The organism is Oceaniovalibus sp. ACAM 378 (genome assembly GCF_008085915.1).
Taxonomy (GTDB): domain Bacteria; phylum Pseudomonadota; class Alphaproteobacteria; order Rhodobacterales; family Rhodobacteraceae; genus Oceaniglobus.
The window spans coordinates 54,865-69,652 of the sequence record NZ_VSJK01000018.1 but is presented as its reverse complement, the minus strand read 5'-3'; the positions used below and the strand labels follow the sequence as shown (position 1 = coordinate 69,652).

Annotated in this window: 15 protein-coding genes; 9 read left to right on the top strand and 6 right to left on the bottom strand. The window is 61.8% G+C overall.

Features of this window, described 5'->3' with window-relative positions; translation table 11 throughout:
• Window positions 1-69: 69 nt before the first annotated feature.
• Window positions 70-1,299: a CaiB/BaiF CoA-transferase family protein gene (locus tag FQ320_RS20270; RefSeq protein WP_148475150.1), complete on the top strand. Its 1,230-nt coding sequence runs from the start codon at window positions 70-72 to the stop codon at window positions 1,297-1,299.
• Window positions 1,300-1,519: 220 nt separating this feature from the next.
• Here FQ320_RS20270 and FQ320_RS20265 read toward each other — a convergent pair whose 3' ends face one another.
• The gene (locus FQ320_RS20265; RefSeq protein ID WP_148475149.1) at window positions 1,520-2,413 is read right to left on the bottom strand and encodes a UTP--glucose-1-phosphate uridylyltransferase; all 894 of its coding nucleotides are present in this window, start codon (window positions 2,411-2,413) and stop codon (window positions 1,520-1,522) included.
• Window positions 2,414-2,732: 319 nt separating this feature from the next.
• Here FQ320_RS20265 and FQ320_RS20260 point away from each other — a divergent pair, with 319 nt between their 5' ends.
• Genes FQ320_RS20260 through ggpS form a run of 3 tightly spaced genes read left to right on the top strand, consistent with a single transcriptional unit; the run spans window position 2,733 to window position 6,142 of the window.
• Window positions 2,733-3,872, top strand: coding sequence for an NAD(P)H-dependent glycerol-3-phosphate dehydrogenase (locus FQ320_RS20260; protein ID WP_255509636.1), 1,140 nt, complete (start codon window positions 2,733-2,735; stop codon window positions 3,870-3,872).
• Complete coding sequence (locus tag FQ320_RS20255) at window positions 3,869-4,633, top strand: HAD family hydrolase (RefSeq protein ID WP_148475147.1); 765 nt, start codon at window positions 3,869-3,871, stop codon at window positions 4,631-4,633. Before FQ320_RS20260 ends, FQ320_RS20255 begins: the two co-directional genes overlap by 4 nt.
• A 9-nt stretch (window positions 4,634-4,642) precedes the next feature.
• Entirely contained in the window at window positions 4,643-6,142 is a 1,500-nt protein-coding gene (gene ggpS, locus FQ320_RS20250) for a glucosylglycerol-phosphate synthase (protein ID WP_148475146.1), read from the top strand.
• Between the two features lie 3 nt (window positions 6,143-6,145).
• Here ggpS and FQ320_RS20245 read toward each other — a convergent pair whose 3' ends face one another.
• On the bottom strand, window positions 6,146-7,198 hold the full coding sequence (locus FQ320_RS20245) for an AbrB family transcriptional regulator (RefSeq protein WP_148475145.1): 1,053 nt from the start codon (window positions 7,196-7,198) through the stop codon (window positions 6,146-6,148).
• Window positions 7,199-7,224: 26 nt separating this feature from the next.
• Between FQ320_RS20245 and FQ320_RS20240 the strand changes: the two genes are divergently transcribed.
• Together FQ320_RS20240 and FQ320_RS20235 are read left to right on the top strand one after the other, a co-directional pair.
• Entirely contained in the window at window positions 7,225-7,605 is a 381-nt protein-coding gene (locus FQ320_RS20240; RefSeq protein WP_148475144.1) for a sulfite exporter TauE/SafE family protein, read from the top strand.
• A 217-nt stretch (window positions 7,606-7,822) separates the two neighbouring features.
• Window positions 7,823-8,629, top strand: a complete 807-nt coding sequence (locus FQ320_RS20235) for a lytic transglycosylase domain-containing protein (RefSeq protein WP_148475143.1) — start codon at window positions 7,823-7,825, stop codon at window positions 8,627-8,629.
• Window positions 8,630-8,680: 51 nt separating this feature from the next.
• On the opposite strand, the gene FQ320_RS20230 is transcribed toward FQ320_RS20235, so the two are convergent.
• Together FQ320_RS20230 and FQ320_RS20225 are read right to left on the bottom strand one after the other, a co-directional pair.
• Window positions 8,681-9,382, bottom strand: a complete 702-nt coding sequence (locus FQ320_RS20230; protein WP_148475142.1) for an HAD family hydrolase — start codon at window positions 9,380-9,382, stop codon at window positions 8,681-8,683.
• Window positions 9,379-9,657 (bottom strand): DUF3572 domain-containing protein, encoded by a 279-nt coding sequence (locus FQ320_RS20225; RefSeq protein ID WP_148475141.1) that lies wholly within the window; start codon window positions 9,655-9,657, stop codon window positions 9,379-9,381. The genes FQ320_RS20230 and FQ320_RS20225 overlap by 4 nt, the downstream gene beginning before the upstream one ends.
• A gap of 95 nt (window positions 9,658-9,752) precedes the next feature.
• Between FQ320_RS20225 and FQ320_RS20220 the strand changes: the two genes are divergently transcribed.
• From FQ320_RS20220 to FQ320_RS20210, 3 genes are all read left to right on the top strand, one after another.
• On the top strand, window positions 9,753-11,222 hold the full coding sequence (locus FQ320_RS20220) for a diguanylate cyclase (protein ID WP_187394003.1): 1,470 nt from the start codon (window positions 9,753-9,755) through the stop codon (window positions 11,220-11,222).
• 350 nt (window positions 11,223-11,572) lie between these two features.
• Window positions 11,573-11,974: a DUF983 domain-containing protein gene (locus tag FQ320_RS20215; protein ID WP_148475139.1), complete on the top strand. Its 402-nt coding sequence runs from the start codon at window positions 11,573-11,575 to the stop codon at window positions 11,972-11,974.
• A 19-nt stretch (window positions 11,975-11,993) separates the two neighbouring features.
• A complete protein-coding gene (locus FQ320_RS20210; RefSeq protein ID WP_148475138.1) occupies window positions 11,994-12,695 on the top strand; it encodes an NUDIX domain-containing protein in 702 nt (233 codons plus the stop codon).
• Window positions 12,696-13,095: 400 nt separating this feature from the next.
• On the opposite strand, the gene FQ320_RS20205 is transcribed toward FQ320_RS20210, so the two are convergent.
• Together FQ320_RS20205 and FQ320_RS20200 are read right to left on the bottom strand one after the other, a co-directional pair.
• Entirely contained in the window at window positions 13,096-13,983 is an 888-nt protein-coding gene (locus FQ320_RS20205; protein ID WP_148475137.1) for an alpha/beta fold hydrolase, read from the bottom strand.
• Window positions 13,980-14,774, bottom strand: coding sequence for an alpha/beta fold hydrolase (locus FQ320_RS20200; protein ID WP_148475136.1), 795 nt, complete (start codon window positions 14,772-14,774; stop codon window positions 13,980-13,982). Before FQ320_RS20200 ends, FQ320_RS20205 begins: the two co-directional genes overlap by 4 nt.
• Between the last annotated feature and the right edge of the window lie 14 nt (window positions 14,775-14,788).

Genomic DNA, 14,788 nt, shown 5'->3' with positions numbered 1-14,788 from the left:
ACACCATATGGACAGGATTCGCGACGGGTCAATCCCGTGGATCAGACCGTGGTTCAGGAAGGAACGCCCATGACGGACAGCAGGAACGACGCCGGAAACGACAACAGGCAGGGGCCGTTAACGGATTTGCGGGTGATCGAGATGGGTCAGCTTTTGGCGGGGCCGTTCTGTGGTCAGCTTTTGGGCGATTTCGGTGCCGAGGTGATCAAATGCGAGCAACCCGGCGTCGGTGACCCGATGCGCCAGTGGGGTCGCGAAAAGCCCCATGGTAAATCCCTGTGGTGGCCGGTGGTCGCGCGCAACAAGAAGTCGGTCACGATCAACCTGCGTAGCCCTGAGGGGCAGGAGATGGTGAAGGCACTGATCAAGGACACCGACATCCTGATCGAGAATTTCCGCCCCGGAACCATGGAGCGCTGGGGGATGGGCTACGACGAACTGTCCGCCATCAATCCTCGCCTGATCATGGTGCGTGTCACCGGTTTCGGACAGACCGGCCCCTATTCCAAACGTGCCGGATACGGTGCCATAGGCGAGGCGATGGGCGGTCTGCGCTATGTCGTCGGCGATCCGTCGAACCAGCCATCGCGCATGGGCATTTCCATCGGTGACGAACTCGCCGCCGTCCATGCCTGTATGGGTGCGCTGATGGCGGTTCACGCCCGCGAACGCACTGGCCGGGGTCAGGTCGTCGATTCAGCGATCTATGAATCCGTGTTGAATATGATGGAAAGTCTGGTGACCGAATACGACGTGGCCGGATATGTCCGCGAAAGAACCGGCGCGATCCTGCCCAATGTTTCGCCCTCGAACGTGTTCGATACGGCCGATGACAAACTGCTGCTGATCGCTGCCAATCAGGACACCGTATTCAAACGTCTGGCCGAGGCGATGGGACAGCCCGATCTGGCGATAGATGCCCGTTACGCCACCCATTCCGCCCGTGGCGCGCACCAGCAGGAGTTGGATGACCTGATCAACGCCTGGACCAGAACGGTTGCGTTGGAGGATCTGCAAAAATTGCTGGACGATAACGGCGTGCCCTGCGGATTGATCTATAAAGCGGCGGACATGATGGAAGATCCGCACTTCAAAGCGCGCGAGGCGATAATCGACATCGAACATCCGGATTTCGGGATGATAAAGATGCAGAATGTAGCGCCCCGCCTGTCCGAAACTCCGGGCAAGGTGCGTCATGTCGGTCCGGAACTGGGCCAGCACAACGATTATGTCTATGGCGAATTGTTGGGGCTGTCGGCTGAAAGGCAGGCCGAACTGAAAGAAGCGGGGATCATCTGACACGTCAGCGCGGCGGCACAGACGGCGGCGCTTTTTACGCCAAGGTGCCCGCGCTGACCACCAAAGACGCCATGGCTTGATTTAACGCTATAAAACGGGGGATACGACATTAGGGATGCCTCCCGTTTTGGGACGGCGGATTGGCCGTTGCGACGGCGATTTCACAACAGACTCACGGCAGACGGCCCATGGAAACAACTGTCCCGGGCCGCCGGAGCCGTTATTCGGCGGCAATAAGCATTGCCGGCAGGTCGTATTCTGCGAACACCGCGTCGAACTGCGGATCCTGCCGCGCGCGGTGCAGGGTGGCGCGCAACATGCCCGCTTTTGATCCGCAATCAAACCGCGTGCCCGAGAAACCGAACCCCGCCAGACCGATACTGGCGACACCGTGGGCAATCGCATCGGTCAGCTGAATTTCACCCCCGGCACCCGCGGGCTGTTCGGCCAGACGGGCAAAAATTGCCGGATCGAGGATATAGCGCCCGACAACCGCCGTGCGCGACGGAGCGACCTCGGGTGCCGGCTTTTCGACGATGCCGTCGGCAAAGGCCATGGCGCCGCAGCGGGCGCGCACTGACAGCACACCATAAGACGACGTCTCGTGCGGCTCGACATCCATCGTCGCAATCAGATGCCCTGCCCGCGCGGGATCATAGGCGGCGATCATTTCCGACAGGCAACCGCGTTCACCCAAAATCAGGTCATCGGGCAGGATCACGGCGACCGGACCGGGCAACAGGTGGTCACGGGCGCAAAGCACCGCATGACCCAGACCAAGCGGCTGGTCCTGCATGACGAAAACGATGTCGTGGGTGTCTGCGTTCAGCGCACTGTCGCGCAGGCTATCGGCCAGCTTGGACTTGCCTTTGGCGCAGAGGTGTTCGCGCAGTCCGGTATCGTCGCGCACATAACGCTCGATCGCGGCTTTGGACGGGTGCGATACAAAGATCATCCGTTCGATCCCGGCATCCCGCGCCTCGTCGATGGCAAACTGGATCAGTGGAGTATCGATGACCGGCAGCAGCTCTTTCGGAGTTGCCTTGGTTGCTGGCAGGAACCGTGTCCCCAAGCCCGCCACCGGAAAGATTGCCGTTCTGACCCTGTTGCGCATTTCAATCTCCATCGATTACATCTGTATTTCTCGTTAATGCCGCACCGCCGCATTTGTTCCGTTAACCATCGGACAGTCCCTGTTCCAAAACCCCGGTGGTTTCGCTATGACAGGAATGCGGCATTTTGCGGAAAACTGTCCGGATCGCCGGAAACTGCGCTAACATGCCCCGGTGCAGACAGTCATGTCGGCGCGCAGGGCCACCTGTGGGTGTCCATTGACGGACCGGACGTCAACACCAGTTTAAGGGGCCAGCCCATTGCCCAGATCGGGGGCCAGCCCAATGCGCCCAACACCGGGCAAACCAGAGGATTTCGTCTTGAACGGTACAGCCGAACCGAAACTTCCCCAGTCCGACCGCGTACGCCCCTATGCCAGCATCGCGGTGCTGGGCGCGGGGGCATGGGGCAGCGCGCTGGCCACGGTTGCCCGTCGCGCCGGGCGCGAGGTGCGGTTGTGGGGGCGCGATGCCGCCGTCATCGATGACATCAACACAAACAACCGCAACGAGGCATATCTGCCCGGCATCGCTCTGGCCCCGGGCATCCGTGCGACCTCTGATCTGGCCGAGGCACTGGACGGCGCCGAGGCGGTGCTGCTTGTCACGCCGTCGCGGACCGTGCGCCAGTTATGTGCCGCAATCGCGCCGCTGATCGGTCCGGGCGTGCCCGTCGCTGTCTGCGCCAAGGGCATCGAAGAAGGCACCGGGTATCTTATGGGCCATATCGCCGCCGAAGTGCTGGGCCGTCGCCCGGTCGGCGTGATTTCGGGGCCGACCTTTGCCGATGAAACCGCCCGTGGCCATCTGACGGCGGCGACCGTGGCGTTCAATTTCACCTATCCCGACCGGCTGTCACCCTTGGAAAGCGCCGCTGCCCGGCTGGCCGTTTCGATGAGCACCGACAGTTTCCGCACCTATATCTCGGACGATCTGGTGGGGGTCGAAGTGGGCGGTGCGGTCAAGAACGTGATCGCCATTGCCTGTGGCATGATGACCGGCGCGGGCTTTGCCGAGAACACCCGCGCAGCACTTATCACCCGCGGCATGGACGAAATGAAACGTCTCGCCGAGGCATTGGGCGGGCAGCGTGAAACCGTTACCGGCCTGTCGGGTGCGGGCGACTTGACGCTGACCTGTTCATCCGAAAGTTCGCGCAACATGTCGCTTGGCGTGCAACTGGGCGCGGGCATTCCGCGTGCCCAGTGTTTTGATGGCAAACCCGTGGTGGTCGAGGGCGAATTCAACGCCGTCACCGTGACCGATCTGGCCCGCCGTGTGCGTGTTTCGATGCCAATTTGCGAGGCGGTGCGCGAGGTTCTGCACCACGGCGGCGATCTGAACGCAACCTTCCGCAAGCTGTGGTCCAGCCCGATCCAATCCGAACCACGGGCCATGGATATATTGCTCGACCATCCGTCGAGCTGGGCCCCGTTGCCAGCACAGGAGATCAAGCCATGACCGGCGATTTCATCGAAAAACCCATTTCAGCCAAACAGTTCGTGCTGGCGACCGATCTTGACGGCACGTTTCTGGGCGGCAGTGAAACCGACCGGCGCAAGCTCTATGACTGGATCGAGGCGAACCGCGACACTGTGGGCCTGATCTTTGTCACCGGCCGCGATCCGATGTTCATCGAGGATATGTGCGGCGACGGCCTGCCCTGGCCCGATTACGCCATCGGTGACGTGGGCACGACCATCGCGCAGATCGTGGATCGCAAGGTGACCCCCCTGCCCGGGCTTGAATCGGAGATCTCGCGCCGCTGGGCAGACAGTGGCGCACGTGTCCGCGCCGCGCTGACCGGCATGGCCGGTCTGACCGAGCAGCCGACGCCGTTCCGGTATCGCGTCAGCTTTGACCTTGATCCCGCAGCCCTCGATCCGCAGGCCGAATCGCTGATCAATGAGATGGGTCTTGACGTGCTGATCTCGGACAACCGGTTTTTCGATGTCCTGCCCGGCGGCATCAGCAAGGGTCCGTCGCTGCGTCTTCTGGCCGATCACCTGGGGATCGCCCATGGGCGGGTGCTGGCCGCCGGCGACACGATGAACGACCTGTCGATGTTGACGCTGGGCCTGCCCGCCGTTGCCGTGGGCGGATCGGAAGCCGAACTTCTGTCGCGGGTCGACGGGTTGCAGCATGTTCACAAGTCCGACGCCATCGGCGCGGCGGGCATTCTGGACGCGATCCGCGTTCTTGAATTACACCCAAGCCTGTAGGGGGAAAAGATGTCATCCGATCTGGTCATCGTCTATCACCGCCAACCCTATGAAGAGGTTGAGGAAAACGGAAAAATCGTGTTCCGCGAGAATTCCAGCCCAAACGGTATCGTGCCGACGCTGAAAAGCTTTTTCGGCACGGTCGATCACGGATCATGGGTGGCTTGGAAACTGGCCGAGGACACGTCGAATCCGGGCTTCGACCGGGTGGTCAAAATCTCGGACAGCTATGGCGATTATACCGTGTCGCGCCTGCCGCTGACCGCCGAACAGGTGCGCGGTTTCTATCACGTCACCAGCAAAGAGGCGTTCTGGCCGATCCTGCACAACTTCCGCGAACGCTATAACTATGACCCCGTCGACTGGCCGAATTTCCGCGCCGTCAACCGCGCCTTTGCCGAGGCGGCAGCGGCCGAGGCGGCACCGGGCGCCGTGGTCTGGGTACATGACTACAACCTGTGGCTGGTCCCCGGATATCTGCGTGAAATGCGCCCCGATGTGCGGATCAGCTTTTTCCACCACACACCATTTCCTGCCGCTGACATGTTCAACGTGCTGCCCTGGCGCAAGGAAATCGTCGAAAGCCTGCTGTCCTGCGATGTCGTCGGGTTTCACATTCCGCGCTATGCGTCGAATTTCGTGTCCGTCGCGCGGTCGCTGTTTGACGTCGATGATATCGAGCGGGTGCGGGTCGACGATGATTTCATCTCCGAGGACACCGGCCTGACCGAACGCACGGTGCCGGTGGTGGTGGTGCACAACGGGCGACGTGTGAACATCAGCACCGCAGGCGTAGGGGTGGATGTCGATTACATCCGCAAAATGGCCGCGCTGCCGGAAACCGACAAACATGTGCGCGAAATCCGCGCCGAGATGGACGGTCAGCAGCTGATCCTGTCGGTCGGGCGCACGGATTACACCAAGGGCGGTGTGGAACAGTTGGAAAGTTTCGGCCGGCTGCTGGAGGCGAATCCCGATCTTTGGGGTAAGGTGCGGTTGATGCATGTGTCGGTCAGTGCCAACCGCAGCATGGCCGCCTATGCCGAAATTCAGGACGCAATCGAACAGACCGCCGGGCGGATCAATGGCCGGTTCGGCAGCTTTGACTGGACACCGATCACCCTGATTTCCCGCGCCGTGCCCTTTGCCGAACTTGTCGCCTATTACCGCGCCGCGGATGTCGCATGGATCACGCCGCTGGCCGACGGGATGAATCTGGTCTGCAAAGAATTCGTAGCCGCGCGCGAAGATGAGGACGGCGTTCTGGTGCTGTCGGAATTTGCCGGGGCGGCGGTCGGGCTTGGATCGGCGGTCAGCACCAACCCCTATTCGCACCGCTCGATGGATCGCGCGATCCTGCTGGCGCTTCGCATGGAGCGCAACGAACGCCAGACCCGGATGCGGCATCTGCGCAAGGTGGTGGCGAAATACGACATCCGCGCCTGGGGCGAGGCGCAGCAACAGGCCTTTGCGCTGGCGGGCAAAGCCACCACAAGCGGCGCGGACTAGCAATCACTTTCGCAGCAACCGACGACCGACCACCGCCATTCCAAGCACCGTCAATGTGATCCGGAACAGGTGGTGGAACGCCACCATGGCCGGGTTTGCCGCCAGCGACAGCGCGACCAATCCCATTTCGGTCACGCCACCTGGGGCAAAGCTCAGCACTAGAACCTCGATGCTCTGGCCGGTCAGGGTATGCAAAAGCACGGCCAGCGCGACCGCCATCGCCATCATCGCGCCGACCGACAACAGCGACAGCCACAGCCCGCGCCGCAACATCGCACCGGTGATTCCGACAAACCGGATGCCCAGCGATACGCCGATCACCACCTGCGCCATCCCGATCACCCAGCCGGGCGGCGACAGTTCGATCAACCCGGTGACCCCGGCAACCGCCGACACGATCAGCGGCCCGGTCAACTGTCCTGCCGGCAGGCGCAACACATGGCCAACCACCAGCCCCACGGCTGCAACCACCAAAAGCACGGGAATTGACCGCAGGGTCGGCACACCGTCAACAAAGGACAGACCCGCCGCGCTGCCCAGAGCCGACCCATGCATCAGCGACAGCCCCAGTGGGACCAGCGACACCACCAGAATGATCCGCAGGAATTGCTGAATCGTCAGCACCCGCAGGTCGGCGCCCGCCTCTTCGCCCATCGCAAGGCTTTCCATCAGCCCGCCGGGCGTGCCGCAATAAAACGCCGTTGCCTTGTCATAGCCGCCGATCCGTCGAAACAGCCAGTAATTCATCCCATGGGCGGCCAACACGAAAACCGCGACCCCCGTCAGACTCGCCAGCATCGAGCGCCATTGCTGTATAAGGTCTGCGTCGACCTGCGCGCCGATCATCGCCCCGATCACGGCGATGAAAATCATCCGAACCCACATGGGAAACGCGTAGCCCGCCGGAAACCGCTCTGACGCCATCGCAACAAGCAGCGCCGTGGTCAGGATTGATCCAAGCATCCAGGGCAGCGGCAACCCGATCAGCAACGCGCCTGCTCCGCCCAAGGCGCCGACAAGCAACAGCAGAGCCGTGAACAGCCAAACGCGCGTCATGAAAGGGAAAGGTCGGATTGCCGCATATGTTCGACCTACGCAAAATAGACTGCCTTTGCCAGAGCGGTTTGCCGATCGAAGCGCCCGCATCCGGCTGTTGGGTCGGTGTCAGGATCTCTTTTGATCTTCACGCCCATCTGGCAGTCTTTGCGGCACTTGCCTTGGGCGGAGCGCTGAAAGGCGCGACCGGGATAGGTGCGCCGTTGATTGCCATTCTGGTGATGACCGCGCTGTTCGACGTCAGACACGCGGTTGTCGTGATGCTGCTGCCCAATCTTTATACCAATCTGTGGCAGCTCTTGTTCTTTCGCGCCCACCGCCCCGGCCCCTTGCCCTGGCGGGTGGGCTGTTGCCGCTGGGCGCATGGCTGGCCCTTTCGATCTCAGCCCGGACAGGTGACCGGCTGACACTGGCTGCGCTGATCATCCTGGTGGTCAAGCTGATCCTGTTTCCCTGACGGGGCACTGCCGGCATCGGAAAACTCCATCGCGTTCGGCCGGTTTCGCCACGCTGCCCTATAGGTCACGCCGAGCGGAAATTCCGAGGGTGCGGGCAAACGATACTGGATTGGATCGCAGGTTGCGCTAAAGTCAGTCAAATCCTTTTGTTTTACGGAGAGTTTTAATGTTCAAGACGATTGCACGCGCTGCCACTCTGGTTTCGGCACTTGCTTTGAGCGCGGGCGCTGTGCAAGCCGCGCAATGCGGGAACAACGCCGCTGGCTTCGAAGCCTGGAAAGCCGCATTCGCCAAAGAGGCTGCGGCACAGGGCGTGGGTCAAGGCGGGCTTCAGGCGTTGGCGGCCACAAGCTATGCCACCAAAACGATCGCGGCGGACCGCAATCAGAAAAGTTTCAAGTACACCCTTGAGAAATTCATGCAGATACGCGGCGCACCGACCATCGTCGCGCAGGGCAAGAAGAAACGCGCGCAGAACGCCGCGTTCTTCAACGGTCTGGAACAGCGGTATGGTGTGCCTGCCGGAGTGCTTCTGGCGATTCACGGGATGGAAACCGGCTTTGGCAACTTCATGGGTGACAGCAATGTCGTCTCGGCGATCTCGACTTTGGCCTATGATTGCCGCCGGTCGGCGTTCTTTTCGGAACATGCGATGGCGGCACTGATCCTTGTGGATCGCGGCAGCCTGTCACCGAACACGATTGGCGCGCGTCATGGCGAGGTGGGGCACACCCAGTTTCTGCCGGGCAACGTTCTGCGCTTTGGTGTTGATGGTGACGGCAACGGGCGGGTCGATCTGACGAACCAGACCGATGCTTTGGCCTCGACCGCGAATTTCCTGCGTCAGAAAGGCTGGCGCCCGGGTGCCGGCTATCAGCAGGGCCAGCCGAATTTCGAGGTGATTCAGGCATGGAATGCCGCCGGCGTCTATCAAAAGGCCATCGCGATCATGGCCGGACAGATCGACGGCTGACGCAATGATTTTCCGGGCGGCCCGACAGATGGCCGCCCGGCCCCCCTGACGTCAGGCCCGGCTGTCGATCCAGTCGGCCAGTGCGGATATATTGGGCAGGTTCGCGTCCGCCAGCGCCACCGCAGACGGAATACCCCCGACAGCGACACAGACCATCCCCGCGGCGCGCCCTGCGCGCATGTCATGGGCGCTGTCGCCCACCATGACGATCCGCGCCGGAGCCAGATTCACCGCTCTGGCAAAGGCCAGCAACGGGCCGGGATCGGGTTTTGCGCCATATCCGCTGTCGAAACCGGCGACAAAGTCGAAACGGTCGGCCACCCCTGCATGCGCCAGATGCGTGCGCGCCGGAGCCTCGCCGTCGTTGGTACACAGACCAAGCCGCAACCCGCGCGCCAGCAACCCGTCCAGCACTACTGCCAGAGGCACCACTGCCACCTGCACGGCACTTTTCGACAGGTCGTTCATATGTGCTGAAAGCCCCGCCTGCGTCCATTCCGGCAGATGCACCAACAGCCGCGCCGCAATCGCATCGGTTGGATCGGCAATCACCGGACTGTCAGGCGAAAATGTTGCGTCGCTGATCCGGAAGCCGATGGAAACTCCCATCCGTGCGGCCAGCGCCGGATCTCCGCCCGACAGCCCGCCCAGCAGACCCGCGCACCATCTGCCCCAGGTCGCCGCGAAATCAAACAGCGTGCCGTCCTTGTCAAACAGCACAGCTCCGGGTTTTCTGCGGCTCTCGCCAGTCATGTCCAGTGGATCTGACCACCCCCGGGCAGACCCTGCCGCGCCAGCAGCGGCTGATCGTAACCAAGCCCCGCATCATTGCAGAACCCGATCACCCACTTGTCGTCCATTGTCAGAAAATCCAGCACCGAGGCCAGAAACTCCGGATCATCCGCCCGATCGCTCAGATCGTCCCGGGCCGCGCCGGTCGCGCCCATGAAGATGTCCAGCAGATCTTCCTGCCCTGCCAGCCATCCCAATGCCTGCAAGGCGATAACCTCGGCTGTTTCCTGCCGCATGCTGCAATCCTTAACCAAACTGAAAGGGTTTCTTAATCATTCTCAGGGAAAGCTGGAACAGGCCAGAAGAATTTATGTTGAATTGTGGGGGCCATATGGCAGGCAGGCTTTTGATTGTCGACGATATTGCCACGAACCGGATCGTCCTTAAGGTGCGCCTGACCGAAGCGCGCTACCGCGTGGCCCAGTGCCGCACGGGGGCCGAGGCGTTTCGTATCGCCCATGAAGGCGATATTGATCTGGTGATCCTTCCCGCAACCCTCCCGGATATGGAGGTCGCGGCGCTGTGCCGACGGATCAAGGCCGACCCGGCAACCTCGGCTATCCCTTTGTTGATGCTCGCAGATCCCGGCGACAGTGCGCGGCGGCTGGCCGCGCTCAGGGCGGGGGTGGATGATCTGTTGTCGCCACCGTTCAGCGATGGCCGCCTGCTGGCCCGGGTGCGCAGCCTTCTGCGCGGCCACGAAGCCGACCGTGAATTGCAGCGGCGCGATCTGACCGCGCGGGCTTTGGGGTTTGGCGAGGCACCGGCGCCGCTGACACGCCCGGGTTCCGTCGCGCTGATCGGAACATCGCCCGAGCAGTCGCTCGGCTGGAAAACCGCCCTGCGCGGGCTGACGCCCCACCGCATCCATTTGATCGGCTGGAGCGCGGCGATGGAGTTGGACAATCCGCAGGACACGCCCGACCTGTTCATCGTTGCCGCAGGAAGTCTGGGTCAGCCCGACGGCCTGTCGCTGGTGTCCGAACTGCGCTCGCGCCCCGCGACGCGCCGGGCCGCCATTCTGACAGTACATCCCCGCAACACCGAAGACAGCCAGACGCGGGCGCTGGATATCGGCGTGGACGGGCTTTTGGAAGATCGGTTCGATCCACAGGAACTGGCCCTGCGCATCGACCGTCTGGTCACGCGCAAACGCAACGCGGACCGGTTGCGCGATTCGGTCGAGGATGGATTGCGCATGGCTGCCACCGACCCGCTGACCGGTCTGTATAATCGCCGTTACGGCGACCATCATCTGGCCTCGATGGCGCAACGCACCATGACCGCAGGTCGTTCAATGGCGCTGCTGATGATCGATATCGACCTGTTCAAGGCGATCAATGACAGCCACGGACACGCGGCGGGCGACTCGGTCTTGGTGGCCGTGGCCCGGGCGATCCGCGACAACCTGCGCGCACAGGATTTATTGATCCGTCTCGGGGGCGACGAATTTGTCGTTGCCCTGCCCGATATCGCCGCAGCCGATGCCCGGCTTGCGGCCGAGCGTCTGCGCGGTCTGGTGGCGGAACTGCACCCGCGCGTCGCCGCCGACCACCCTCTGAAGGTGTCCGTCAGCATCGGCCTTGCCTTCGGCGGGCCGGCGCCGTTTGGCATGGACCATCTGCTCGCCCAGGCTGACGCGGCGCTGTATCAGGCCAAATCGACAGGCCGCGACCGGGTTTGCCTCGCGGGGGCAGGACCTCGGGCGGCGATTGTTCCCGGCACCTCTGCCGGTCCCGTGCAGGGTCTCGGCGCATTCCCGGGCGCATCAGGCGGATATGAGGCCATTCGGTCGGCATAGATCGCACCCCGTCGACCACCGCGTCTCGCAAATCTGGAAGCACAGAGTCCGGGCTGCGGTCCCGCGTTCCACCAGGACGCCCGGTGCGATGCCGCCGCGACGTCCCATCCGGGCGTACCTTCGACGCGATGCCATCCACCCTCTTCCGTTGCCTCATCGGGGCCCCGCCGCCCGTTCGGCATTACAAACGATGCGGCGCGGGCAATAAATCGCCCGGAGTTCGGGATTTGCGACATCCCGACGCAATGACATCGCAATGCTTCATACCTATTGTCTTTATATCCGGTCGCCAGATCCGGAACCGACACTGAATTCACGGCCTCGCGCCGCTCCAACCCAAAGGTCACATCATGTACGACCAGGCGCACGACACCGCCCTGCACGCCATTGACGACACCCCCGGACGTGCCCTTCGTCCCGCCCTGTTCCGGGGATGGCGCCGTCGGTGCCCGCAATGCGGCTCGGGGCCGATGCTGAAAGGCTACCTCAAGGTGCGCGACCGCTGCCCCGTGTGTTCAGAGGCGTTCCATTTCCACCGTGCCGATGATGGGCCAGCCTATCTGACCATCCTGGTGGTGGGTCACATCATGGCGCCAATGCTGCATCTGACCTTCACGCGGCTGCGCCCCGAACCGTTGATCATGGCGACCGGATTCACCATAGGCGCGGTGGTGCTTTCGCTCTATCTTCTGCCCCGACTCAAAGGCGCGCTGGTTGCCTTTCAATGGGCGCGAAGAATGCACGGGTTCTGACACCCGCGAAAGGACCGGCATGGACAAGAGCGCGCTGCGCGACGCAGCTACACTGATATTGGTGCGTGATCCCGGAACGAACCCCAAGGTGCTGATGGGTCAGCGGGGCGACAAGGCCGCCTTCATGCCCAGCAAGTTCGTGTTTCCCGGCGGCGCTGTCGATGGCACCGATGCGGGGATTCCGATGATCCGCGCGATGAACGGGCTGTGCCGCGCCCGCCTGGCAGAAGCCGCAGGCCGTACCGAGCCTCTGTCTCTGGTCGCCGCCGCCATCCGCGAGTTGTGGGAGGAAACCGGCCTGATCCTTGGCCAACCGCACCGCTGGCCCGGCACACCGCCTGAATCGTGGCGCGGCTTTGCCGAAACCGGCCACCTGCCCGCTCCCACCGGAATGCGGTTCGTGTTCCGGGCAATCACCCCACCGGGCCGTCCACGCCGTTTCGACGCGCGGTTCTTTCTGGCCGATGCTGCACGGCTCGCCAACGATCCCGACGATTTCTCGCGCGCCTCGGACGAGTTGTCGCATCTTCAGTGGATCCCATTGTCCAAGGCCCGCTCTTTCGACCTGCCGTTCATTACCGAGGTGGTTCTGGCCGAAGTCGCCGCGCGCCTACCCGCCCTTGACGCGCCGGAAAGCGTTCCGTTCTTCCGCAACAATGACGAGGAAAGCCTGTTCCTGCGGCTGGGTGGCCGCCCCGTCTCATCCCCGCTCCAGCCCTGAGCGTACCGTTGCCGGGTTTCTTCTTTGCCCAAAATACTCCCGCCGGAGGCGTATCCTCCTTATGTCGTGCGTTCTCATGATATCCTGACGCGCTTTAAAGTTCTTTAAACGTCAGTGGCTTGAGGTGTCACAGTGTTCTGGGAAATTTTAGGCAGTGTTAGGTGTTTAGCTCCGGTCTCTTTCGAGCAATGTTTGCTATGAAGGAGAAGAGATCCGTTTCTGGGTCCGCCTTTTGTTGATATGACCTAGACCCTCCAGCACGAAGAAAAAAGGCCGCCCAAAGCGACCCATTCAAAATCCAAGATGCATGATGGTGGCGAAAAGTATCTGTAACCCGCGCGCCAATGCTTTAAATTTCCCTTAAATATCCGTAATTTAATCTATTGAAGCGCTGTAGCTTTTAATCGGATGAGGGAAATTTCTTGTCCAGCCAATCGTCGATTAGAGAGAACAGCCGCTCACGGTGATGGACATACGTGAAGGTATGGTCGCTATCTTTGAAGTAGCGCAGATCCAATTGCTTGCCGAATTTTACATTCGGCAAGGCATCCCAGAGTTGCCGCCGGTAATTGTGTTGAAAACTGTGACCGCCCGTAAAGACAGCAAGCATCTCACCTCCGTTGGTGATTGCCTTCTGATAAGTCTGCTCGAGAAAAGCGATCGCCTCGGGCGATTCGAGCTGTGGTTGCGCAAACTGGCCGTCGCGCGGCTCTGCCGCGTGGCCTCCAAAGCGGTGTCTTAGACGGGCCCAAGTGCTTCCACGCGCCGTCAAGAGATTGAGATAGACCACAGGCCGCATCATTCGGCGGATCGTATCGCGCAGGAAAAATTGAAACGTTCTCGGGATTGTTGGATCGACCAAGACGACACCCGCTACCCGCTTATCCTGTCCAGCGTAAATAACCGAATGATCAGCGCCGGAACAAAGCCCGATCAACACAAACTGTGACTGACCAAGATTGCTCTCGAGCCAGTCGCAGACCTCACCGATACTGATCAGATTGGCATCAAGCGGCGGCAACTCGGCGCTCTGTACCGGGCTGTCGCCAATACCGCCAAAATCAAATCGCACGACGGGATGGCCTTGCGCGGCCCAGCGTCGCGCCAGCGTGACATACATCCGGTGATGCCCGACACGGTGGATGATCCCGGTGTTAAGAACAACGATAGGTATCCGCGGCACTTTGGTCGCCGAATGCGTGACGATACCGCAGAGCGAGTGTTTTGCACCAAACAGCACCACCTGCTCGCGAGGCGGTTTTGCGGTATCTTCCTGCCGCTCGTTCATGTCATCCACGCCCCAATGCGAGCAATAACGTCAGTGGGGACGTTGCCGGCATTCTGCGGCCAGTTCTCGTGCCAGGCGGCGCAGTCTTCAATCTGCTCAAAATGCGGATCGTCTCGGCATTCAGTGCCGCCAAGTGCAGACCGGAGCGCATCATGCGATCCCAGCGGTTGGGTGACAAGCGCGAACCACCGCTTTGGCAGCTTCGGGAGGAAGGGCAGAATGTCGATGCCAGCAATTTCTCTCCGCTGCACCTCGGTCAAAGGAAACCCGCAAATCTCGTGATCGCCGCCTCGCGCGGCGGAGATGGTGCGCGGGTCCGCCAGGCCGATGGGCATGTTCAACGCCGCCTTGAACAGGGCGGTGACGTATTCCGGACCAGTGATTACCGGATCCCAGAGCACAAGCTGGTCGATACGTCCGCGCTCGGTCGCCGCGACCTCAACCGCCAGAGCGGCGCCGAGGCGTAGCCCAATCAGGGACACACGTTCGGCACCGCTCATGTCGAGAAGTTCGTCGATCGCCATGCCGATATCCGCCCGGCAGCCGGCCAGGTCCACGTCGGTCGAATTTCCGCCTGAATCTCCGGTGCCATAATAGTCAAAGCGCAGCACGTGAAAGCCAGCCTCGGCGAGCGTGATGGCCAGCCTTGCCATGGACCGATGAGCATAGATGTACTCATGCCCCCAGGGCGCGCAGAGAACGACGGCCCGTTCGCCCCCCCGCGAGGCGCGCGGCGGGTGATACACACCGAACAGGCGGCGTTTCGACGTTCCGAAGAAAAACGGGCTCATCCTAATTGTTATCT